The organism is Sulfurospirillum halorespirans DSM 13726 (assembly GCF_001723605.1).
In the GTDB taxonomy this organism is placed as follows: domain Bacteria; phylum Campylobacterota; class Campylobacteria; order Campylobacterales; family Sulfurospirillaceae; genus Sulfurospirillum; species Sulfurospirillum halorespirans.
Map to the genome: position 1 here is coordinate 2,080,041 of NZ_CP017111.1, position 23,543 is coordinate 2,103,583.

General features: G+C 42.0%; 19 protein-coding genes, 3 tRNA genes and 3 rRNA genes. 5 read left to right on the plus strand and 20 right to left on the minus strand.

The genetic code is table 11. The features are described 5' to 3' along the window. Positions 1-50 precede the first annotated feature (50 nt). Positions 51-986, plus strand: coding sequence for a ferrochelatase (gene hemH, locus SHALO_RS10365; protein ID WP_069478467.1), 936 nt, complete (start codon positions 51-53; stop codon positions 984-986). On the opposite strand, the gene SHALO_RS10370 is transcribed toward hemH, so the two are convergent. Genes SHALO_RS10370 through flgB form a run of 4 tightly spaced genes read right to left on the minus strand, consistent with a single transcriptional unit; the run spans position 983 to position 4,019 of the window. Next, positions 983-2,764, minus strand: a complete 1,782-nt coding sequence (locus tag SHALO_RS10370; RefSeq protein WP_069478468.1) for a peptidoglycan D,D-transpeptidase FtsI family protein — start codon at positions 2,762-2,764, stop codon at positions 983-985. The two genes, hemH and SHALO_RS10370, sit on opposite strands and share 4 nt — an antisense overlap. Positions 2,765-2,778: 14 nt before the next feature. After that, positions 2,779-3,075 carry a flagellar hook-basal body complex protein FliE gene (fliE, locus tag SHALO_RS10375; RefSeq protein ID WP_025345421.1) on the minus strand — a complete coding sequence of 99 codons (297 nt, stop codon included), beginning with the start codon at positions 3,073-3,075 and terminating at the stop codon, positions 2,779-2,781. A 5-nt stretch (positions 3,076-3,080) separates the two neighbouring features. Continuing rightward, positions 3,081-3,575, minus strand: coding sequence for a flagellar basal body rod protein FlgC (gene flgC / locus SHALO_RS10380; RefSeq protein WP_069478469.1), 495 nt, complete (start codon positions 3,573-3,575; stop codon positions 3,081-3,083). A gap of 9 nt (positions 3,576-3,584) precedes the next feature. Beyond that, the gene (flgB, locus tag SHALO_RS10385) at positions 3,585-4,019 is read right to left on the minus strand and encodes a flagellar basal body rod protein FlgB (protein ID WP_069478470.1); all 435 of its coding nucleotides are present in this window, start codon (positions 4,017-4,019) and stop codon (positions 3,585-3,587) included. Positions 4,020-4,141: 122 nt separating this feature from the next. Here flgB and SHALO_RS10390 point away from each other — a divergent pair, with 122 nt between their 5' ends. Genes SHALO_RS10390 through SHALO_RS10400 form a run of 3 tightly spaced genes read left to right on the plus strand, consistent with a single transcriptional unit; the run spans position 4,142 to position 6,788 of the window. Continuing rightward, complete coding sequence (locus SHALO_RS10390) at positions 4,142-5,302, plus strand: FtsW/RodA/SpoVE family cell cycle protein (RefSeq protein ID WP_069478471.1); 1,161 nt, start codon at positions 4,142-4,144, stop codon at positions 5,300-5,302. Then, positions 5,299-6,336 (plus strand): undecaprenyldiphospho-muramoylpentapeptide beta-N-acetylglucosaminyltransferase, encoded by a 1,038-nt coding sequence (murG, locus tag SHALO_RS10395; protein ID WP_069478472.1) that lies wholly within the window; start codon positions 5,299-5,301, stop codon positions 6,334-6,336. The genes SHALO_RS10390 and murG overlap by 4 nt, the downstream gene beginning before the upstream one ends. Next, positions 6,330-6,788 (plus strand): GNAT family N-acetyltransferase, encoded by a 459-nt coding sequence (locus tag SHALO_RS10400; RefSeq protein ID WP_069478473.1) that lies wholly within the window; start codon positions 6,330-6,332, stop codon positions 6,786-6,788. Before murG ends, SHALO_RS10400 begins: the two co-directional genes overlap by 7 nt. Positions 6,789-6,863: 75 nt before the next feature. Here SHALO_RS10400 and SHALO_RS10405 read toward each other — a convergent pair. Then, a tRNA-Arg gene (locus SHALO_RS10405) sits at positions 6,864-6,940 on the minus strand. A 68-nt stretch (positions 6,941-7,008) separates the two neighbouring features. On the opposite strand from SHALO_RS10405, the gene SHALO_RS10410 reads away from it, so the two are divergent. Beyond that, on the plus strand, positions 7,009-7,887 hold the full coding sequence (locus SHALO_RS10410; protein ID WP_069478474.1) for a nucleoside recognition protein: 879 nt from the start codon (positions 7,009-7,011) through the stop codon (positions 7,885-7,887). Here SHALO_RS10410 and SHALO_RS10415 read toward each other — a convergent pair. The 15 genes from SHALO_RS10415 to SHALO_RS10485 form a co-directional block, all read right to left on the minus strand. After that, a complete protein-coding gene (locus SHALO_RS10415; RefSeq protein ID WP_069478475.1) occupies positions 7,880-8,272 on the minus strand; it encodes a thioredoxin fold domain-containing protein in 393 nt (130 codons plus the stop codon). The two genes, SHALO_RS10410 and SHALO_RS10415, sit on opposite strands and share 8 nt — an antisense overlap. Then, entirely contained in the window at positions 8,269-9,159 is an 891-nt protein-coding gene (locus SHALO_RS10420) for a DMT family transporter (protein WP_069478476.1), read from the minus strand. Before SHALO_RS10420 ends, SHALO_RS10415 begins: the two co-directional genes overlap by 4 nt. Positions 9,160-9,216: 57 nt before the next feature. Next, positions 9,217-9,332, minus strand: a 5S ribosomal RNA gene (gene rrf, locus SHALO_RS10425). A 188-nt stretch (positions 9,333-9,520) separates the two neighbouring features. Then, positions 9,521-12,434: ribosomal RNA gene (locus tag SHALO_RS10430) — 23S ribosomal RNA — on the minus strand. 321 nt (positions 12,435-12,755) lie between these two features. Continuing rightward, a tRNA-Ala gene (locus tag SHALO_RS10435) sits at positions 12,756-12,831 on the minus strand. A gap of 1 nt (position 12,832) precedes the next feature. Beyond that, positions 12,833-12,909: transfer RNA gene (locus tag SHALO_RS10440), tRNA-Ile, on the minus strand. 88 nt (positions 12,910-12,997) lie between these two features. Beyond that, positions 12,998-14,506: ribosomal RNA gene (locus tag SHALO_RS10445) — 16S ribosomal RNA — on the minus strand. The 16S, 23S and 5S rRNA genes sit together here with 2 tRNA genes alongside, the layout of an rRNA operon. 253 nt (positions 14,507-14,759) lie before the next feature. Next, positions 14,760-15,443, minus strand: a complete 684-nt coding sequence (locus SHALO_RS10450) for a prepilin-type N-terminal cleavage/methylation domain-containing protein (protein ID WP_069478477.1) — start codon at positions 15,441-15,443, stop codon at positions 14,760-14,762. A gap of 15 nt (positions 15,444-15,458) precedes the next feature. Next, entirely contained in the window at positions 15,459-16,649 is a 1,191-nt protein-coding gene (locus SHALO_RS10455; RefSeq protein WP_069478478.1) for an ArnT family glycosyltransferase, read from the minus strand. Further along, positions 16,646-17,215, minus strand: a complete 570-nt coding sequence (locus SHALO_RS10460; RefSeq protein ID WP_069478479.1) for an aminodeoxychorismate/anthranilate synthase component II — start codon at positions 17,213-17,215, stop codon at positions 16,646-16,648. Before SHALO_RS10460 ends, SHALO_RS10455 begins: the two co-directional genes overlap by 4 nt. A 358-nt stretch (positions 17,216-17,573) precedes the next feature. After that, on the minus strand, positions 17,574-18,836 hold the full coding sequence (locus SHALO_RS10465; RefSeq protein ID WP_069478480.1) for an MFS transporter: 1,263 nt from the start codon (positions 18,834-18,836) through the stop codon (positions 17,574-17,576). Continuing rightward, a complete protein-coding gene (aas, locus tag SHALO_RS10470) occupies positions 18,833-20,968 on the minus strand; it encodes a bifunctional acyl-ACP--phospholipid O-acyltransferase/long-chain-fatty-acid--ACP ligase (RefSeq protein WP_069478481.1) in 2,136 nt (711 codons plus the stop codon). Before aas ends, SHALO_RS10465 begins: the two co-directional genes overlap by 4 nt. Before the next feature lies 1 nt (position 20,969). Beyond that, the gene (locus tag SHALO_RS10475; RefSeq protein WP_069478482.1) at positions 20,970-21,278 is read right to left on the minus strand and encodes an ArsR/SmtB family transcription factor; all 309 of its coding nucleotides are present in this window, start codon (positions 21,276-21,278) and stop codon (positions 20,970-20,972) included. Positions 21,279-21,434: 156 nt separating this feature from the next. Beyond that, positions 21,435-22,349: a hypothetical protein gene (locus SHALO_RS10480; RefSeq protein WP_069478483.1), complete on the minus strand. Its 915-nt coding sequence runs from the start codon at positions 22,347-22,349 to the stop codon at positions 21,435-21,437. A gap of 151 nt (positions 22,350-22,500) precedes the next feature. Beyond that, the gene (locus tag SHALO_RS10485; protein WP_069478484.1) at positions 22,501-23,487 is read right to left on the minus strand and encodes an amidohydrolase family protein; all 987 of its coding nucleotides are present in this window, start codon (positions 23,485-23,487) and stop codon (positions 22,501-22,503) included. Between the last annotated feature and the right edge of the window lie 56 nt (positions 23,488-23,543).

The following is a 23,543-nucleotide window of genomic DNA, read 5'->3' on the forward strand; positions in this document are numbered from 1 at the left end:
TTTAGCAACTCTAAAGTACAATAGAATCTATTTTATGGAAAAGGTTCACTATGAAAAAAGCGCTTGTCCTTCTCAATATGGGAGGTCCTAATAACCTTGATGAAGTCAAAGTTTTTTTATCCAATATGTTCAATGACGCCAATATCATCACCATCAAAAGTGCTCTTTTACGCCGTTTTATCGCTTTTATGATCACCTCAACGCGTACCAAAAAAGCCCAAGCCAACTACGCAAAACTCGGAGGTAAATCGCCTTTAGTCGGCTACACCAAACAACTGGTTGCAAAGCTACAAAGCGCACTACCTGCTTTACATGTAACCTTTGCGATGCGTTACACGCCTCCCTTTTGCGATGCGTTGATTGAGGAGCTCAAAGCCAAGGGAATTGAAGAGGTTATCGTGTTGCCACTGTATCCGCACTACTCGACCACGACGACCAAGTCTTCGGTGGAAGATTTTATGAAAGTGGCGAAAGCATTGGGATTTCAAGCGCGTATCCGCGTTATTGATCGTTTTTTTGAAAACGAAAGCTACAACCGCCTTTTGGTGCAAAAGATCAAAGAAGCGTTAGGCGAGAATGACCCAACAAAGATGGAGCTTATCTTCTCCGCGCACTCTCTGCCTCAAAAAATCATTGCGAATGGCGATCCGTATGAGAGAGAAATCAGTTTACATGTAAAGCTCGTTGAGCAACTGTTGCACGAAGAAGGTGTGCAGTTTAAAGCGGTGCATTTAGCGTATCAGTCGAAGCTTGGACCGGTTAAATGGCTTGAGCCTTCGATGGAGGAAAAACTCTCAACGCTTGAGAATAAAAACGCGCTTATTGTTCCCATCTCATTTACGATCGACAATTCTGAAACGGAGTTTGAGCTAAGCCAAGAGTATGCAGAACTTGCTCACCGCCTTGGATTTGAGCGCTATATCGTGGCAAAATGCCCCAATGATGATGAGGCGTTTGTGGAGTGCATTAAAGGCTTAATTGACTAAGGCGTATTTTGAATCTCGGCTGATGGGGTTAAATAGCCGTTATCGACCAGTTTCTCGATAATCTCTTTAAAAACAGGCACCGCACTTTGCGCCGCGAAATACGCCTGTTTTTTCTTCGCTTCGCGTACCAGTACCCCAACGGTGTATTTGTTCTTTTTATCGTTGACAAAACCAAAAAAGGAACCATTGTAAATTCGCACATACTCGCCATCTTCGGCGATGTGTGCCGTTCCTGTTTTACCTCCTACTTCCAAACCTTCCATTTTCGTTCCCGTACCCGTACCTTGTTGAACGACTTTAATCAAAATCTTCTGCATACGTTTTGCCACCGAAACAGGAATGACTTGTACCTCAGGAACTTTTTCAGGGAACAGCTCTTGCCCTGTGGGAGAGACCAGTTTTTTCACCAAAGAGAGGTTGAGGAGCCTTCCATTGTTATTAAACGCGTTGTACGCCTTGATGACTTGCATAAACGTCGCATTCATACCATAACCATAGCCAACGGTTGCTTTGTAAATCGGCGAATTAAAGCGGTTAAGAGCAGGAATAACACCCGGATTTTCAAACGGAAGATCGATGCCACTTCTGACTGAAAATCCAAAATCTTTAAGCCCTTGATAAAACTCTATCGGATCAAGCTTCTGAGCGATCTGCGCCGTTCCAACGTTACTGGAGTAGACGATGATGTCTTCCGCACTGATTTTATCGGCTTTATGGGTATCTTTGATGACTTTGGTTCCCAGCTTATAACTTCCGCCATAGACATTGACGATGTCATACGGATTGATTTTATTGGCTTTAAGCAGTAGTGCAAACGTAATGGATTTCATAACGGAGCCTGGCTCATAGATGTACTCAATCGCTGAGATATTAAGCGCACCATAATCTTTCTTTTCAATTAAATCAGGATTAAAACGATTGCTCGACGCCAAGGTGATAAACTCACCCGTTTCACTGTTAATGACCGCCGCAATAATCTCTTTGGCTTCAAGGTTTTTTTGATATTTATCTAAGACATTTTCAATGATTTTTTGCATTTTTAAAGAGAGGGTTAAATGCACATCATACCCATCAAAACGACGCGAAGAGATACTGTTACCATCTAAAATAATCGCATTCGAGATGTCACGCGCCCCAATGACTAAAGAGTCTTGCACCGAGGAGAGTTTATCTTCGTAAAAGCGTTCGATGCCTTTAACCCCTGTCGTTTTTGTAATATTTTTCTGCTCCATCTTCTTCACGTAGCCTAAAATAGGCGTTACTGAATCAACGGACGGATAGAGTCTGTCTTCGCCGCTTTCAATGACGCTTAGACCGTGTAAAAAAGCGACACCTGTTTTTGGGTCTTCATAGCTTTTAAAAACTCCTAGTTTGTAAAGCTTTCGTGAGAGCTCTTGAAGGTATTTGGCACTCTTGGAGTCAATGCGATAAGACAATACTGTACTGCCGACATTGGCATTTAACGTTGCAGCAACGGCTTTGGGATCATCGCCACTGTAAAGCGAATAGAGTTTGACAAAGAGGTCAAATTTTTTGGGATCAATGTTGCGTGTATCTACAAGGGCTTTGTAGAGTTTTTGACTTGTAGCGATTTTGAAGCCATCGGAACTGATGATATTACCACGAAGGGCGTGGTTGATTTCACTGTGTTCTAATTTTGGGAGCCTTCGATCAATCGTTGCCCAATAAAAAAGGGTTCCAAGAAAGATGAGAAATCCAATAAGGACAACAACAAAGAGAAAGAGGATTTTGATTTTTTTTGCGTCAGATTGTTCCATGTAAACGGCAAAACTTAAATCTGTGTCTTCGAGATCTCTTTATAAGCACTGAGGGCTTTATTACGAATTTCTAACATCATTTTCATACTCGTTTCTGCTTTGTTAATAGCAATAGCTGCTTGGTGCAAATCTTTGACTTCGCCCGTCGCAAGATCTGCCATTGCTTTGTCACCTTTGACTTGGGTGTCGTTAATCTCTTCAAGAGAATCTTGTAAAATTTTTGAAAAATCACTACTGGTGGTATCAGTCTTCGCAACCGTAGTATTGGATGTATTGGTTAATGCTGTAAGCGTATCAATTGTACTGGCCATTTACCTTATCCTTTTAAAATATCAATCGCACTTTGTGCAATGGATTTTGCACTTTGAAATGCGGAAACGTTTGCTTGGTATGCGCGAGTTGCTTCAACAAGATTGGACATCTCAATGACAGGATTAATGTTCGGATAAGCGACATAACCCTCTTCATTGGCATCCGGATGGGAAGGCTCATATTTGTATCTAAATTCACTCTCATCGCGCACGACTTTATCCACTTTAACACTCATTATAGCAGGATTGGCATCCTCTTGCAAGAATGGGTCATCCAAGGGGTTTTCGTACTCTAACATGTTGTTATCACTGGCAATTTTGGCATTCAAGGTTTTTTTAAAATCAACCGCTTTAAAGACAACATCTTTACGTTGATAAGGTCCACCTTCACTCGTACGTGTTGTATTGGCATTGGCGATGTTAGCGCTGATCACATCCATACGAAAACGTTGTGCAGAGAGTCCGTAACTGCTAATGTCAAAACTGCTTAAATATGCCATGGTATTTCCTTATATTTTAGACGAATATTCAATAACGCTTTTAAAAATCAAACCATTTTTTTGTAGCCCTGATGCAAGCGCGTTAAACATCATTGCATTTTTACCCAACTCCGATGTCTCTACATCTAAATCGACCGTATTGCCATCATTCCTGGCCATGTGTCCGTCTCTTAAATAAACGGTTGATTGGGTGCTATCAAAACCGCTGGTTCCACTAAGGTGTGACGCATCGGTTTGCGCCATTTCGAGCTTCGTTGCAGCGCTGTTTTCACCATAAATGGCTTTTTTCTTCTCAATCAAGGCTGTTTCAAAATCAACATCGCGTGCTTTGTAAAAAGGGGTGTCGATGTTAGCAATATTGCTTGAAACGAGATCTTGTCTCAAAGCTCTTGCGCTAAGACCTGCTTCTAAAAGTGTATTTGATTTAGAGGTCACAAAGCCCATTTTTCGCCTTTCTTGATGAGATACTTTATGTAAGCAAATTGTATTCCAATTTACGTCATAATGAGGTTTAATCTATTTTAATGTACAATCACAAAAATCCCAAAATCATACACTAAGAAACCATGGAAACAGATAAAATACTTTTTTCACTTTGCAGCTTTGCCATCTTCGTAGGCATTGTTTTTTCACTGTCTCTGCCCGTGTTCACGACACTCTTCTTTGACTATTCTGAGTACCATTTTTTTATCCGACAATTTGCTGTTGGCATGATCTGCATCACCATTATGTGGGCGCTTTCACAAATTGATCCTGACAAATTTCTCATCCATATCGGCTTTACCATTTTTTTCAGTTGCCTTTTTTTGATGGGCGTGATGCATTACCTCCCCGAGTCCTTAGTCACCTCCGCAGGTGGCGCAAAACGGTGGATCAGGCTTCCTGGATTTTCACTCGCACCCGTTGAGTTTTTCAAAATTGGTTTTGTCTACTTTTTGGCGTGGAGTTTTGCACGAAAACTCAATAACAATAAAAAAACACTCAAAGAAGAGATGACGCTTATTTTGCCTTATTTAGCCGTTTTTGTCTTGGTCATTTATTTGATCGCCGTTATGCAAAATGACCTCGGACAAGTGGTGGTTCTCGCACTCACCCTTGCGGTTATGGCATTTTTTGCAGGAACCAGTCTACAACTTTTTATGCTTGCGATGTTAGGCTCTATTTTTGTCTTTCTGATCGCTATTTTTAGCTCTACGCACCGTATTATTAGGATTAAAACATGGTGGGCAACGATTCAAAATATGGTTCTCTCGCTTTTTCCTGAAAATATTGCAGCAGTCCTTCGTGTGGAAGATGCCCCTGAGCCATACCAAATCTCACACTCACTCAATGCGATTAAGCACGGTGGACTTTTTGGTGAAGGCATTGGAAACGGTATGTTTAAACTAGGCTATCTCAGTGAAGTGCATACCGACTTTGCGCTTGCCGGCATTGCTGAAGAGCTTGGAGCGCTTGGCGTAACGATTCTTACGCTTGTGATCATCACCATTATTTACCGCATCTTTAAAATTGCGAGTCGAAGCGTCAATAAGGTCTACTATCTCTTCTCTTTAGGCATCGGACTTTTAATTGTTTTCTCATTTTTAATGAATGCGTATGGTATTACCTCCATTACGCCAATCAAAGGTATTTCCGTTCCCTTTATCAGCTACGGAGGAAGCTCCATCTTAGCGCTCTCTGTAGGCATTGGAATGGTGCTAATGATCAGCAAAAAGGCAAAATTATGATCGCGATAACAGGAGGAGGCACAGGTGGGCATCTTGTGATCGCACGTGCCATTAAAGAAGAGCTCAACAGACGTGGTATCAAACCCATTTACATTGGCTCCACAGTAGGACAAGATCAAGCATGGTTTGAACACGATGCTGGTTTTGAAAAAACCTACTTTCTTGAGAGTCAAGGCGTTGTCAATAAAAAAGGGGTTCGTAAGCTCCTTGTTCTCTTCTGCATTCTTCGTTCCGCCTTTACATGTAAAACACTTTTTAAAAAACATCAAATTGATGCTCTCTTCTCTGTAGGTGGCTATTCAGCAGCTCCTGCCTCTTTTGGCGCACTTATGTGTGGTATTCCTTTGTACATTCATGAACAAAATGCGATTCAAGGGAAACTCAATTCGCTTCTACGCCCGTTTTGCAAAGCTTTTTTTAGCTCGTACGATCAAGCGGCAATACAAACGAGTTATCCTGTGAGTGAAGCCTTCTTTGACATCGCCAAAGAGCGCAAAGAGCTCAAAACCATCATCTTCCTAGGAGGAAGCCAAGGTGCATCGTTTATCAATGCGCTTGCTCAAAAAATGGCACCCTTGTTGCACCAAGAAGGTATTTCCATTATTCACCAAACAGGGCAAAAGGAGTTTGAAGCGATGAAAGCATTTTACGCTCATGCAGGCATTCCTGCCGATGTGTTTGATTTTTCCAAAGAAATCCCTACAAAACTAGCCTGCGCTGATTTTGCCATCAGTCGCTCAGGTGCAAGTACCCTCTGGGAGCTTTGCGCGGCGGGTGTACCCGCTCTGTTTATTCCCTTACCTCATGCAGCCGCCAATCATCAGTATTTTAATGCGAAAGCACTCGCCGATCAAAACGTAGCGCTCATCCTTTCACAAAGCAGTGAATGGGAGCCCAAAGCGCTTTTAGAGCAGATCCAACAGCTTGATCTTCTTAGCGTGTCGCAGCGCTTAATGCAGATGATCCAAACAGGGGGAGCCAAAGAAATTGTCGATATCATGTTACACCCCAAAACAAAGGAGAAACCATGCTAGAAAATCTTATCGTTCGTATTGCAACCAGAGATGATGCCAAAGAGATCGCAACATTTAACGTTCTTTTTGCCAAAGAAACTGTCAATAAAAATGTTCCTTTAGCCCTCACCACCGAAGGTGTTCATCAAGTCTTTGCAAAATTCCATAATGGGTTTTATATTATTGCCACCATTGAAAATGTCATTATTGGATTGGCTATGATCACGAGAGAGTGGAGTGATTGGAATAACGGTGCTTATTACTGCATTCAGAGTATTTTTGTCACGGACCATGAGCATGAAAAAGAGATTCACGATGCACTTTTAGATAAAGCAAAAGTATTAGCCAAAGAGCATTACGATGTATGTGGCATCAGACTTTATGTGCATAAAGACGATAAAGCAACCCAAAAATCTTATGAAGAGTTAGGGTTACAAAAAACAAAATACCGATTATTTGAAGAGACGTTTTAATCACATCAATAACACAGTGTATCTGAAAATGGAAAGTGCTCTGAATATCTAGTGAGGAGTTGACTTTAAACGAAGTGGTGCGCCCGAAGGAATTCGAATCCCTGACCTCCGGTACCGCAAACCGATGCTCTATCCAGCTGAGCTACGAGCGCACATTTCTCTTTTGAGGTCGGTATTATAGCTTAGCTAATATAAATTATGTATTAAAAAAAGAGCCAAAATGTCATTTAGCGTTCAAAAATCTCTCAAAACATCCCTAAAAAGTTCCTGGACAATCCTAAAACTGATTGTTCCTATTTACATTTTGGCGGATGTTCTCTTTTATTATAACCTTCTCTCTCACATTACGTTTATCTTCAAACCGCTTGTTTCACTTTTGGGGCTTCCTCAAGAGGCAGCACTTGCCATTGTCAGTGGTCTCTTCCTCAATCTTTATGCGGCCATTGCGTTTGCAGCACCACTGGGACTTGACGCTAAAGAATGGACGGTTTTGGCTCTCTTTTTAGGGATAGCCCATGCTCTTATTGTTGAAACAGAGATTATGAAACGATTAGGACTTTCAAGAATCTACTCCATTCTTTTACGACTAAGTGTGGGGTTACTTGTCGGCGGACTCACCTCAAAACTTCCTCAGAGTTGGTTTTCAAGCGAGATTTTCAAAGAGACAATAACCCCCGAACATCCTGTCTATCAATCGCTTTTTGATCTGTTGCAAAACTCGCTGTACGAATCCCTTTCGCTATCACTTAAAGTCATTGCACTGGTAACACTGCTCATCTTTTTTCTTGACTTCATTAAATCACTTCCTATCATTGAAAAGCATTCACACAAAGTTAACAGTGGTTTTTCGATCACGGTAGGTGTGATTTTAGGAATTACGTATGGTGCAGGTATTTTGATTTCAGAATATGAAAAAGGTGTTTTACAAAAAAAGGAAATTCTTTTTATTGGAACCTATTTAATGATCGCTCATGCGATTATTGAGGACACACTTCTTTTTGTCATTTTTGGGGCAAATCCTTGGCTTATCGTAGGATTACGTTTAGCTTTTGCAACATTGATTGCTTATTTAATCGTAAAATATTCTAAATTTACTTAAACTCTTGCGTGTATACAATATCTAACAACTCAATAAAATTTGCAGGATCACTGTAGCCTGCAAATTCATCTATAATGCTAAGATCACGTGGTGATAAAATCAAATTAGTAGGAAAATACTTTACATGTAAAGCTTGTGGCAATGTTGGGTCTTCTCCATTAATGCTTACATGTAAATAGTTTTTAGCAATGTGCTGATTAAATTTTGGTACATCAAAAATATCTTTTTGCATCTTAATGCAATACGGACATCCCTCTTTTTCAATACTTAAAAGAATGAGTTTATTTTCCCTCAGCGCTTTTTGACGCTCCATTTCTAAAAATTCAGCTTTTAAACAGAGTGTACTTAGCATAACCATCATTGCAATTTGAAACCATTTTTTCATTGACGAATCACTTTCTTTTTTTGTTGAATCAATAAGCCCATTATAATAAAAATCAACCCAATAAAGGTAGAAAAGAGAATAGTCTCGCCTACAAAAAAAGCGATAAAGAACAAAGACAAAAAAGGAGAGATAAAAATAAGATTTGCAATTTTTGCAGTATTTGTGCTTAGTTTCATCGCTTGTAACCATAAAATAAAGGTAATCCCCATCTCAAAAACCCCAATATACAGTGACCCTAAAAAACCATAGAGGTTGAAGGTGAGAGGATGCGACGTTAAAAGCGCATAGAGTAAAATAGCAGGAACACCAAAAAGAAAATTGATAAAAAGACCAACCAGTGGGTCTACATGTAATTTAGTATTGTAAAGCCAATAGAGTGACCAAAGAACGGTCGAAAAAAGCGCTAGGAATACACCTGTGATGCTTGTGAACGAAAAATTCCAAAGATCACCATGCGTCGAGATGACTAAAACGCCACAATAACACATAAGCCCTGCTAGAAAATCATAGAGACTCAATTTCTGTTTTAAGATAAACACAGACAGATACGTCAATGTCAATGCCCATGTATAATTAATAGGCTGTGCCTCTTGGGCAGGCAAAAGCTCATACGCGCGAAAAAGGATTAAATAGTAGATAAACGGATTGATTAAGCCTAACAATGCAAGTTGCAAATAGATTTTTTTTGAATAAGTTAAAAGAGTGTAAAACTTTTTTTGATACACCATAGCAGTAAAAAAGACGCATAATGAAAAAAAAGAAGCATACAGAAGAAGTTCTAACGCATCAAAATGGGCTAATGTCAGTTTAAAAGCACTCGCAACGGTTGACCAAAGGAGAACAGCAGAAATAGCAAATAAATAAGCTTTTGATTGATTTTTTTCCAAGGAAGACCGCCTTTGTATAAGACGAAATGAAAGAATAAGGATGTAGAAGAATCACGGAACTGGCAGCGACCTACGTTTCCATCCCAGTAAGGGAAAGTATTATCGGCGATGAAGAGCTTAGCTTCCTGGTTCGAAATGGGACAGGGCGTTTCCTCTTCTCTATAGCCACCAGAATCGTGAATTAAATGGTAAAAATAGGGGTCAGTTGTTAAACTTTAATACCTTTAGGTTTAAAGTTTTGCCCTGACTCCCATCAGATTACCGCTTAATTCACCATTCTATTGGTGAGTTTTAGTATTGTCTAGTCAACAGAACACTTTACACTTAATAAGGAAGTGAAATAGCATTATCATACGTAATAATATGTAAGCCAAACGACCTATTAGTACTGGTCAGCTAAAGGGCTCTCACCCATTACACACCCAGCCTATCAAACATGTAGTCTTCATGAGGTCTTCAGGGAAAGTTAATCTTGGAGTTGGCTTCCCGCTTAGATGCTTTCAGCGGTTATCACATCCGAACATAGCTACCGGGCGATGCTCTTGGCAGAACAACCCGTACACCAGTGGTTCGTTCAACCCGGTCCTCTCGTACTAGGGTTAACTCTCCTCAACTTTCCTACGCCCACGGCAGATAGGGACCGAACTGTCTCACGACGTTCTGAACCCAGCTCGCGTACCGCTTTAAATGGCGAACAGCCATACCCTTGGGACCTGCTCCAGCCCCAGGATGCGATGAGCCGACATCGAGGTGCCAAACCTCCCCGTCGATGTGAGCTCTTGGGGGAGATCAGCCTGTTATCCCCGGGGTACCTTTTATCCTTTGAGCGATGGCCCTTCCACACAGAACCACCGGATCACTATGACCGACTTTCGTCTCTGCTCGACGTGTATGTCTCACAGTCAAGCTGGCTTGTACCATTATACTCTACGAACGATTTCCAACCGTTCTGAGCCAACCTTTGTAAGCCTCCGTTACTTTTTAGGAGGCGACCGCCCCAGTCAAACTACCCACCAGACATTGTCCTGAACATAGATAATATGTCCCAGTTAGCTATCAGAATAAAGAAGAGTGGTATCTCAACAATGGCTCAGATGCAACTGGCGTCACATCCTCAAAGCCTCCCACCTATCCTGCACATCTTTATCCCAACAGCAGTGTCAAGCTATAGTAAAGGTCCACGGGGTCTTTCCGTCTTGCCGCGGGTAGGAGGAATTTTCACCTCCACTACAATTTCACTGGATTTCTGGTCGAGACAGCTCCCATCTCGTTACGCCATTCATGCAGGTCGATATTTAATCGACAAGGAATTTCGCTACCTTAGGACCGTTATAGTTACGGCCGCCGTTTACTGGGGCTTCGATCAAGAGCTTCGCTTGCGCTAACACCATCAATTAACCTTCCAGCACCGGGCAGGCGTCACACCCTATACATCCTCTTACGAGTTAGCAGAGTGCTGTGTTTTTGGTAAACAGTCGGGAGGGACTCTTTGTTGCAACCTTTTCCGCTTTCGAGAGCAAGTCTCTATACAGAAGGAGGCACACCTTATACCGAAGATACGGTGCTATTTTGCAGAGTTCCTTAACCAGAATTCTTCCACGCGCCTTAGAATACTCATCTCACCCACCTGTGTCGGTTTACGGTACGAGCAATTACAGATATACTTAGAAACTTTTCTTGGCTCGACGGCATCAACGATTCACCATCCACTCCGAAGAGCATCAAGTGCCTGTCAGGTCTCGAATAAAAGATTACGGATTTGCCTGTAATCTAATCTACACCCTTCGAACAACTATTCCATCAGTTGCCTCGTTTAGCCCTAAGCGTCCTTCCATCGCGCTCTATAATTGGTGTTGGAATATTAACCAACTTTCCATCGTCTACCCCTTTCGGACTCGACTTAGGTCCCGACTAACCCTACGATGACGAACATCGCGTAGGAAACCTTGGGTTTTCGGCGAACGGGATTCTCACCCGTTTTATCGCTACTCATGCCTGCATACTCACTTCTAGCCGCTCCAGCGCTCCTTACCGGTACACCTTCAATGCTGACTAGAACGCTCTCCTACCACTTGAAATAAATTTCAAATCTACAGCTTCGGTGGATAACTTTAGCCCCGTTATATTTTCCGCGCAGAATCGCTAGACCAGTGAGCTGTTACGCTTTCTTTAAAGGATGGCTGCTTCTAAGCCAACCTCCTGGTTGTTTGAGCAACTCCACATCGTTTTCCACTGAGTTATCACTTTGGGACCTTAGCTGGTAGTCTGGGTTGTTCCCCTCTTGACGACGCATTTTATCACCCGCCGCCTGACTGCCATGATTACACTATGGGTATTCGGAGTTTGACAGGGTTTGGTACCTTGGTATAGGCCCTAGCCCAATCAGTGCTCTACCCCCCATAATTACAACATGACGCTATACCTAAATATATTTCGGAGAGAACCAGCTATCACGAAGTTTGATTGGCCTTTCACCCCTATCCACAAGTCATCCCAGGACTTTTCAACGTCAACGAGTTCGGTCCTCCACTAGCTCTTACACCAGCTTCAACCTGCTCATGGATAGATCACTTCGCTTCGGGTCTGCAGCATCTGACTAATTCGCCCTATTAAGACTCGCTTTCGCTACGGCTCCGAGTTTTCTTAACCTCGCCAGATACCACAACTCGCAGGCTCATTATGCAAAAGGCAGTCCATCACCCTGATAAATCATAGGGCTCTGAATGATTGTAAGCAAATGGTTTCAGGTTCTATTTCACTCCCCTCACTGGGGTTCTTTTCACCTTTCCCTCACGGTACTGGTTCACTATCGGTCTGTAAGTAGTATTTAGGGTTGGGAGGTGGTCCTCCCGGCTTCAGACAGAATACCACGTGTTCCGCCCTACTCAGGATACTGCTAAGATGAATCTAGATTTCGTATATGGGACTATCACCCGCTATGGTTAACCTTTCCAGGTTACTCTACTACCTATCATCATTCTACAACGCAGTCCTACAACCCCTGTTGCAAGCAACAGGTTTGCCCTCTTCCAAGTTCGCTCGCCGCTACTATCGGAATCTCTATTTGATTTCTCTTCCTCTGGCTACTGAGATGTTTCACTTCACCAGGTTCGCTCCCCGCAGGGTAACTGACATTACTGTCAGCTGGGTTGCCCCATTCGGAAATTTACGGATCAAAGCTTCTTGACAGCTCCCCGTAACTTATCGCAGTCTAGTACGTCCTTCATCGCCTCTTACAGCCTAGGCATCCACCATTCGCTCTTAATAGCTTACCTATTTGTATTCTAATGCACATTTCACTCCCTTATTAAATGTAATTAAACATTAAACAAGTTGTAAATTGTTTTTTTTGCGTTTTGTTGACTTTGACAATAATAAATTAAATAACATCTTTATGTTCTTTCATCAGATAGCAAAGCTATCTTAAAGAACCAAACCTAAAGCACAACGCAAAGCGTCGTATTCTAAATTGTAGAACATAAACTTAGACTAAAAAGTCTAATATAAAAACAATACAAATTGTTCTTATATTAGACGTTGTGTCTTCATTCTCACTAACAATGTCTCTTGGCAATCTTTCACCATCTCTTAAAAAATGGTGGAGAATAGCGGGATCGAACCGCTGACCTCCTGCGTGCAAAGCAGGCGCTCTCCCAGCTGAGCTAATTCCCCATGGTGGGCTTAAGAGGACTCGAACCTCTGACCTTACCCTTATCAGGGGTACGCTCTAACCACCTGAGCTATAAGCCCCTTTTTCATTCAATCTCTCAAAACTAAATAAGCTTCCCTAGCTATGCTCGCCGGAGCACCATTGTGAGATAGTGCCCCTATACTCTAGAAAGGAGGTGATCCAACCGCAGGTTCTCCTACGGTTACCTTGTTACGACTTCACCCCAGTCGCTGAACCCACCGTGGTCGGTAACTAGTTTAGTATTCCGGCTTCGGGTGAATTCAACTCCCATGGTGTGACGGGCGGTGAGTACAAGACCCGGGAACGTATTCACCGTAGCATATCTGATCTACGATTACTAGCGATTCCAGCTTCATGAAGTCGAGTTGCAGACTTCAATCCGAACTGAGACTAGGTTTTAAGATTTGCTCCACTTCGCAGTATCGCGTCTCTTTGTCCTAGCCATTGTAGCACGTGTGTAGCCCTGGCCATAAGGGCCATGATGACTTGACGTCGTCCTCACCTTCCTCCTCCTTACGAAGGCAGTCTGATTAGAGTGCTCAGCCGAACTGTTAGCAACTAATCACGAGGGTTGCGCTCGTTGCGGGACTTAACCCAACATCTCACGACACGAGCTGACGACAGCCGTGCAGCACCTGTCTCTAAGTTCTAGTAAACTAGCACTCCTCTATCTCTAAAGGATTCTTAGGATATCAAGGCCAGGTAAGGTTCTTCGTGTATCTTCGAATTAAACCACATGCTCCACCGCTTGTGCGGGTCCCCGTCTATTCCTTTGAGTTTTAATCTTGCGACCGTACTCCCCAGGCGGCACACTTAATCTGTTAAGTGCATTACTGCAATGACTAGCATCGCAACAACTAGTGTGCATCGTTTAGGGCGTGGACTACCAGGGTATCTAATCCTGTTTGCTCCCCACGCTTTCATGCCTCAGCGTCAATAATGTTCCAGTAGATCGCCTTCGCAATCGGTATTCCTAGTGATATCTACGGATTTTACCCCTACACCACTAATTCCATCTACCTCTCCCATATTCTAGGTAACCAGTTTCGAGAGCAGTTCAACGGTTGAGCCGTTGGATTTCACTCTCGACTTGATTTCCAGCCTACGCATCCTTTACGCCCAGTGATTCCGAGTAACGCTTGCACCCTCCGTATTACCGCGGCTGCTGGCACGGAGTTAGCCGGTGCTTATTCATAGGGTACCGTCATTATCTTCCCCTATAAAAGGAGTTTACACACCGAAATGCGTCATCCTCCACGCGGCGTTGCTGCATCAGAGTTTCCTCCATTGTGCAATATTCCCCACTGCTGCCTCCCGTAGGAGTCTGGACCGTGTCTCAGTTCCAGTGTGCCTGATCATCCTCTCAGACCAGGTATGCGTCATAGCCTTGGTAGGCCATTACCCCACCAACTAGCTGATACAATAAAGCCCCATCCTTTAGCGATAAATCTTTCCCAACTGATCTTAAGATCAGAAGGAGTATGGGGTATTAGCAGTCGTTTCCAACTGTTGTCCCCCACTAAAGGGCAGGTTAGCTATATATTACTCACCCGTGCGCCACTAACTTAATAAGCAAGCTCATTAAGTCCGTTCGACTTGCATGTGTTAAGCACGCCGCCAGCGTTCACTCTGAGCCAGGATCAAACTCTCCATAAAATTTATGAAGTGTCTTCATTTGACTTAAAGTATCTCTTTTTTAGTAAAGAGTTGATAATCTCTTTTTTCGCGTCACTGACTAAGGTCGCTTATTTAGATTTCAAAGATTGAATTTGACATTGTTAAAATGGTAATGAACTTGAAGCAAATCCCCTACTTTGGGTGCTTCTCTTTAACCCCGTTCTCTCAAACGAGGACGAAATTATATATCCATACACCTTAAAAGAAGATTAAACCATTTTAGGGATATTGATTAGTAATTTTGGGAAGAAATATAGGTGTAGCCTGTTTCTGGTTTTATGGTTATTGTTACGTTTTGATTGCCATTTGTAAGCGTTATGTTACAATCTTGAGATATTAATCTATCTGCTAATGGATAAGGAGATATAAAACTATGAAATGTCCCTTTCAAAGGTCGACCTAAATAATCAAAAGCTATTCTTGTACTACCAGATAATTGACAACTATTTGATAGTGTAACACTCTGGACACTATATTTTTTTTTGATATTAAGTTCGCTAGTCAATCTTTCTTCTGATGAATTATCAAATGTTGAATAACTTGTACCTATTAGGTATAGATTACTGTTTAGAGGGTTCTTCGCAACACTGACACTTGTATATGTACTATTCGCTTTAGGGCTTCCTTGATACTGATTCGTACTAGATGGGGTATCAGAAAGTATTGAATACGATATAGTATTATTAGCTGTAAGGGACAACAACAATTGCCAACGTCTTTTATACCATGATGAATCATTCGGATCAAACTTATCATCCTGCATCGCAAGATGTTGCGTATACCTAATATGACTAACAACTTGATCAGCAGCTTCTCGAAGAGGATTGCGTTGAAAGCTTGATGCTGCGAAATACGATAAAATGCCTACGACAACAATGACAAATACCAGTTCAAGCATCGTAAACGCTTTTTTCATCTTCTTGTCCTCTTTTTAGTTAACGCGGTAGAGATAAAAAGTCTTAACGACTTTACCATAATAGGCAATATCAATCTTCTCATGCCCTTCTTCTATTTCTGGTTGAGTTGTGAGTTTATAATTTTTACCTTGGCCTATGCCATAAAACTTCAGTCTTAGAGCCATTTTATCATCTTTCATCATCACCTTTGTGACGTCTTTAGCTTTGAGTGCATCAGCTAGCTCTTTTGCAATATTGTATTTAATAGCAAAATGCTTTGTTGGTTCGTCCATCAGTGCGTAGAGTGGTTTATTGAGAAAGATAAGCATCGTGTTAAACACCAAAGAGACAAGCACGAGTCCAAAGAAAAACGTATGAAGTTTACGAAAAGCTGGAAGCCTGACACGATAGCTGTTGAAAAAGACTTTCACCATTAAGGGAACCGAAAGCACGACAAAGGGAGCAAAATCTTCAAGCAACAATCGTTGTCGCATAGAAAGAAGCAAGGATACGATAAGCGAGAAGAAAGAGATATACCATAAAAGTGTTTTTTCCTCTTTAATCAAAATGCGGTACATCGCGTAAACAAAATATAAAAAGAGTAATGGTGAAAAAATAACCGCATAAACACCCAAAGTATCAACAAAATACCCTTTTGGTTTTCCCCCTATATCAAACCCATACAGGTACATGGAGGCGCTAAATAAGATAAGCGTTAAGATCAAAAGATCGGTTTTGCGTTGAAAAAGGGCATAAATGAAAAGAGCAATGAAAAAAATACTAAACGAGTTATCGATAAAAAGAGCAGCGATAAGCACAAAATGTGAAGCGATTTTGTACTCTTTGAGGTATAAATAGGTAAATAATAAACTAAATAAAATAAGTACAATGCCACTATTGACCAAAAGGGCAACACCATTTACCCCGGGCAAAAGAGCGTAAATAGCAACCGAAACAATACGATCTACCCGTTTTTTTAAAAAAAGTTTGCCTATTTTATAGAGCAAAATAATAGATATAAGATGAAAAAGAATAAAAGGCAAGCGCAATGCAAAATCATTTTGCCCAAAAAGTTGTGTTGAAGTAACGGCTAGGTAGTGAACAAGATTGGTGCCATAAAAAAACGTATTGGCTTCATCATAGCTAATAGAGATGCTCTGCGTACCATAGGAGAGCAACGCACCACTGAGAACAAGAATAAGGAGTAAAAAAAGTCTTTCTCTCATAGTTTTAAAAAGTTATTTAAGATGGCATGTCCGTGCTCACTCAAAATGGATTCTGGGTGAAACTGTACGCCATAGATCTGTTTGTCTTTAATTTGCAGTGCCATAATCTCATGATCGTCCGTGCTATACGCGGTTGGAACGACTACGTCAGGCAACCCTTCTTGCTCAACGGTCAATGAATGATAACGCGTTGTCGTAAACATTTCAGGAAGTCCATCAAACAGACAGCTGTTGTGAAGTTGTTTCGTAATAGACGTTTTGCCGTGCATCATGCGTTTAGCACGCACTACTTTACCACCAAAGGCTTGCCCAATGGCTTGATGCCCTAAACAAATGCCTAGAATGGGGATTTTGCCACCAAAGTATTTGATGACATCTAAGCTCACACCTGCTTCATTTGGCGTTGCAGGGCCGGGAGAGATAATAATTTTTTCTGGGTGTAATGCCTCGATCTCTTCGATACTCAGCTCATCATTGCGAATCACTTTAAGATCAGCCCCGAGTTCTAAGCAATACTGCACAATGTTGTAGGTAAAACTGTCGTAGTTATCTATCATCAATACCATTTGTCTTTTTTCCCTCAAATGCTCCGATTTTCAGGAGCTTTTCTATGTAATACACCTTGTTAAAAACCTAGGTTTCTACCCTATTTCTACACGAAAGCGTAAAGATTGATTATTGTATCAATTTTTGTGTTGTTTTAAAATTAAGATGCTAAAGAGTTGGAAGAAATAGCTGGCAGAAGAAAAAAACGCTCGGACCGGGCAATCCGAGCGTTGGTCTTAAAAATTGGTAGGTTCTACACAAAAAGGAGGTATGTGTCTTACATGTAAAAGTATAGACGCTTAGCTTAAACAAGATATGAACCATTCGTTAATAAAACCTAAACCTATAAACATCGTTCACATTCTTTACATGTAAAGCCTAATCAATCCGTTTATAGATCACCCAAGCGATCCAAGTTGCGATGATTCCTGTGCCAATGGCTGCTGCCAAAAAGACTTCAGGGATTCGCCATGAAGCGTCCAATAAAACCATCGTAAGCACCGCACCAAGAACCATAAACAGAGCGTTTAAGATGTTGTTGGCGGCGATGATGCGTGAGCGAAAGGCGGGGTCACTTTTGCTTTGCATGATGGCGTAAAGCGGTACGCTAAAGAGTCCGCCAAAAAGGGCTATGAGCGTTAAGTCAATAAGGATGTGCCAAAAGGTGCTATTTGAAAAAAGGTCTTCGACCGGTACAAAGCTCGAAGAGGTCAGCGCAAAGTCGATTCCAAAAAACGCCATGCCCAACGCACCTAGTATGATCAAAGAAGGGCGAATGGTATGGTGGCTGAGTTTCTCGCAGAGAAAAGAGCCCACGCCGATGCCGATGGTAAAAAGACTGAGTAAGAGCGTTACGGTCGTTTCATCGCCCACTAAAACGATTTTGACAAAGGCAGGAAACTGCGAAAGTAAAAGTGCGCCGTAAAGCCAAAACCATGAAATGGCGATGATGGAGAGAAACACCGTTTTGTTTGCGTAGGCAAGTTTGAGTGTTTGTGCTGTTTGGGCGAAGATATTGTACGAAAGACTCATCTGCGCACTCAACGAAGGTGCTGTGGGAATGTAGCGACTGCACATGTAGCCAAGGAGTGCGATTGCCATGCCCATTATGCCTGCGATGATGCCGCCATATTCGGAAGCAGCGATAAATCCACCGCCAAGCGTTCCAAGTAAAATAGCGCCAAACGTTCCAGACTCGACCAACGCGTTTGCCATGACCAGTTCATTTTCACCCATGTGTTGGGGAATGATGGCGTATTTGATGGGTCCAAAAAGCGTTGAGTGCAACCCCATGCCAAAAACCACAACCAACAGCAGGCTGAACCAGTGCATGTAAAAACCAAGGGTGGCGATGCTCATCAAGCCAAACTCCAAAATCTTGACAAGGCGTGCTAAAGCGGCTTTGTCGTATTTATCCGCGAGGGCTCCTGCAAGCCCTGAAAAGATGAAAAAAGGCACGATAAATATTGCCCCAATGAGTGGCGCTAAAATCCCCAAGGGCAAACTCGTCCATGATGCTGCGTGAAACGTCACCAAAATGGCGAGGGTATTTTTGAAAATGTTGTCGTTAAACGCACCTAAAAACTGCACCACAAACAAAGGTGCAAATCGCTTTGTTTTTAAAAGATAAAAGGAGCTCATGCTATCTCGCTTGCCATGGATTTTAAAGTGACATAATCGGTCTTGCCCGTGCCCAAGAGCGGAAGTACTTCCACATGGACGATCTTTCTTGGTACGGCGATTTCGGGGTAACCGTTGTTTTGCGCACTTTTTTGCAACGCTTCGCGGGTTAAGTTTTTATCGGTTGTAAACAGCACGATCGCTTCGCCTCTGGCGACATCAGGGATAGATGAGCTTGCATGTAAAAAGCCACTGGAGGTCAACGTCGCTAGTTTTTCCACGGACTCTAGGGAAATCATCTCACCTGCGATTTTAGCAAAACGTTTGACACGCCCTTTGATCTGCACAAACCCAGCCTCATCAATGCTCACGATGTCGCCTGTGTTGTACCAGCCCTCGCCTGCTTCGGAGGTCGGCTTTTCCAAAATGCCCGGTTTTTCAGCACGCAAATACCCGCTCATCACATTGGCACCTTTTACATGTAAAATTCCGCCCTCCTCGATGCCAGGAACGGGAATCAGTTTATGCTCAATGCCCGGCAAGATCTGCCCCACCGTGCCTTTTTTGTACGCCATCGGTGTATTGACCGCGATGACGGGCGCTGTTTCGGTTGCACCATACCCTTCAAAGATGCGCAAACCAAACTTCTCAAACCAAAGCTCGCGCACGTTTTCAGAGAGTTTTTCAGCCCCAGCGATGACATAGCGTACTTTATAAAAGTCATACGGATGCGCGTGTCGTGCATAGTTGTGCAAAAAGGTACTCGTACCTAACAAAATCGTGCAAGACCTGTCATACGCGATCTCAGGAATGACACGGTAATGAAGCGGCGAAGGGTACATAAAAAGGTGCATTCCTCTAAAAATCGGAAGCAGTGAGCCTGCGGTTAGACCAAACGAGTGGAAAATCGGCAGGGCGTTGAGCATTTTATCTTCCGTGGAAAAATCAACGATAGAGCTAATTTGAGCGATATTGGCAAGCAATGCTTCGTGGGAGAGCACCACCCCTTTAGGTTTTCCCTCACTGCCTGAGGTAAATAAAATCACCGCAGGCTCTTTTTCATCTTGCAAGGTTGTCGCAAGGCGTGGAAAGTGAATCGCGTAGAGCATGAGCCACAGTTTATCCACCAAGCGCATCGATGCTTTCAACTCTTCGAGGTAGACAATGCGAACACCGTGTAATGCTTCTAATTTAGGAGCGAGTTTGGCTTGCTCCACAAAGGCTTTTGAAGTAACGATGGTCTTAATTTCAGCCGCAATACACGCGCTTTGCAAACCATCCACACCTGCTGTGAAATTGAGCATAGCAGGCACTCGTTTCATACCTGAAAGCCCTAAAACAAGAGCAAGTGAAGCAACTGCCGTTGGCATCAACACACCCACCGCTTCTTCTTTTTGGGTCAAAGGACTTATCAGTCGTCCTAAACCTAGCGCCATTTTAAGAAGCTGCGCATAGGTGTATTCTATCTGCTTGATGTCTTCCACGATGGCTTTGTTTTTGCCGTGCGTTTCAATCGCCTCTAAAAACGTGCCAAAAAGATCGTTGGCAGGACGTGCGTCAAACGAACACTCTTGCATCAAACGTCGTATCGCTTCACCTGAGAGAAGACGTCTTTGGTGCGATGTTCCCTCATGCGGAACATTGAGTTTGGTTGGCGTGCAGTAATGGAGCGTGATCTGTGGAAATAGTCTGTGCGGATAGGTTTTTGGCATACGAGAAAGCGTGCTAAACGTCGCACCTTGAATCATCACAGGCACCACCGTCGCATTGGCTTTTACCGCGACAAACGCACTTCCTTCATAAATCTTCATCAAACTGCCCGTCGTGGTAATGCGCCCCTCAGGGAAAATCACCACAGGACGTCCGCTCTCGACCAGACGAATCACCGCCTTAATTGCCATCGGATTGGACGGATCAACGGTGAGATGATCGGTGAGTAGCAAACAGAGTCGCACAAAAGGGTTTTTGGCGATTTGCGTGTTGATGATAAACACAGGAGAAACGGGCAACATCACGCCTAAAATCAAGCCGTCTAAAAACGATTGATGGTTGGCGATGATGAGCATCGGCTCAGCTCGGTTGGCTGTAAAATGCCCTTGAACACGAATTTTAAATAAAAAACGAAGAATGATGCGAAGTGCTGTTTTGATCATGTTAGTTTCCGTGTAGATAATTTAAGACATTGCTAAAGGTCGCTTCTAAAAGCGGTTTATTGACCCAAAACCAGACCTCTTTGCCGATTTTCTCGCTTAAAAGCACTTCGGCTTGATGGAGAATTTTGAGGTGATGCGAAACAGTGGTGCGCGCCAAAGGCGAGACTTCAGCGATTTGACCTGCGTTGAGACGCTCACCATCTTCAAAGAGTAAAAGAATTCTTTGACGATGCGCGTCGCCTAAAGCCATAAAAATGGCAGACATCGGTTTCCATTCAAGCGGTAAATCTTTCGCGTATTCCATTTGCATCTTATATTCCTAAATGTTTAAGTTTATCAACATAATAATCTTTTTTGTCTTAAGTATTTCTTAGAAAATGGTGGGATTGGTCTTTACATGTAAAAATAAATTCCTCATTGATTATTCGAAACTGTCTGAGTTTTATCCTATTTTTGACAATATATCTTATCTTTTTTCTTCAAGAGTAAATTTTAGATAAAAGTTTGTACGCACAGTATTAAAATCCATTTTCTGATCTAATGGCGTTCGATGATTGGTGGTAATAATGTCAATCGTATTCTTTAAATTCTGAGTGGCTGGTTCTGAAAGTGTGTATCTATATGTGTCATTCAATTTTGACCACATTGTTGAAAAGACAAAAAATTTAAAAAATATTGCACATACGATCATTAACACGGGGATCGTATGAATTAATTTTGCATCATTCTTTAAGTATTGTCTTAGCATCCAATAAAAAATAGCACTATAAAAATAAAGGACAAAAACAATAAAAATTTTATTGATATTACCTACAAAACAACCATTGCAAGGCAAGTACAAAATACTTATCGGAATTATTTTAGTTTGAGATGTTATATATAATTGCAACTCAATATTTCCATCCAGTTGCTTGATAAATGCTATTTGTTCATCCAAACTTACGCCAACATCGTATGTATCAAACATCGTAATACGAGCGAAAGGCATCAATACTAAAGATTTTTCAAATTGAATTTCGACGAATGAAGATGGAAAATAGTGTTTGAAATGCGCGTTTGATTTTATATGCTTTTCTAAAATAAAACCTTGATAGATAGCACTTATCACGAACCCAACATAAAGTGCCACAACGCATAGAATAGCCCACTTTGAAAATAAAAGCGACATCTTAAAAAACCACTCTTTTTTACTATAAAGGATCAAAAAGAACAGTGAAAAACAAAATATTCCAATATTTATGATAAAAAGATAATTAGCATTATTTAACGCGATACATAAGATATTAAAAGCACATATTGCTACCAAAAGAGCCATAAAGTGTACTAAACGTTGAAGAAATAAATTATTCTTAAACCCATAGAAATAGCTTTTATAAATCATATTTTTTCCTTTTAAAGTGATCAGGTAAAATATTTAACTTTCGTAAACATACTCTTAAAGAGAATAGAGGGTTAAACATTTTTTTGTTTTTGTCATTTTAACGTATACACCATCGTTTTCTTGATTTTTTAATCTTTACATGTAAAGCAAATTACTCCAACTGCAAAATTTTCCGATAATTGGAATAAATAGGATTATTCGCAGGAAAATAGACCAACATCGCTTTGGCATAACGATCAAACACATTTCTCTCAAGGGCTATGCAAATGCGTTTTAAAAGTGCTATGTCGTAACTGTTCCATACCGTCGTAAACGGCACGGGGTAGTCGCTTCCAAAGAGCAATTTGGGGTGAATGTCGCTCTGTGCGCTGAGATGGCGCAACACTTTGGCGCGCACGGGTGTCAGAAGCGCTGAAACATCGGCATAGAGATTATCGTGTGTTTTGAGCATCTCAAGCAAGGTAAAATAGTCATCGTTAAAGCGTTTTGGATTGGATGAGAGTGCTTTAAAGATGTGGCGTGGTTCGTAACTGAGTGCCATATGTGCGCAAATGACCTTCACGCCCACTTCTAACGGTTGGTGTAGCATCTCGATGCTCTCGCAGATTTTATCGGAATGCACACTGCTCTCGCTTCCCACATGAATGATCAATGGCAGATCCAGCGCCGCAAGCTTTTCAAAATAAGGACGATACCGCTCTTCGCGCGTATCAACACCCCAATAATTTTGCAAAAATTTTGCCCCTTTAAAGCCTAAAGCGTGGTACTTTTCGATCAACTCTAGCGCGTCGGGTCGTTTGGGATTGATGGAGAAAAAAGGGATGATGAGCTCTGGGAACTGCTCATACAACGCCGCCACATCTTCATTGCTCGCACAGACGGTTTTGTCTTTATGAAGAACATTTCCTTCATCATCAACCTTTGCATCGACGCCAAAAAGTACGATTTTTTCAATATGCTCTGAGGTTTTCACCGAGTTCATTAGCGCATCAGTGTAGGCTTTGTACGGCTCTTTTGCAAGGGCTTTGGCGTCAATGCCAAACCTTTTAGCAAAAAAGCGTAAAGCAACTTTGTCATAAACTCGGTTGAAGGAGACTTCACTGCTGAGCAGATGAACATGTGTGTCGATTGTTTTCATTTCTATATTCCTAATATCTTAAACATATTAGAATATTAATACAGTGAAGCTGAAAA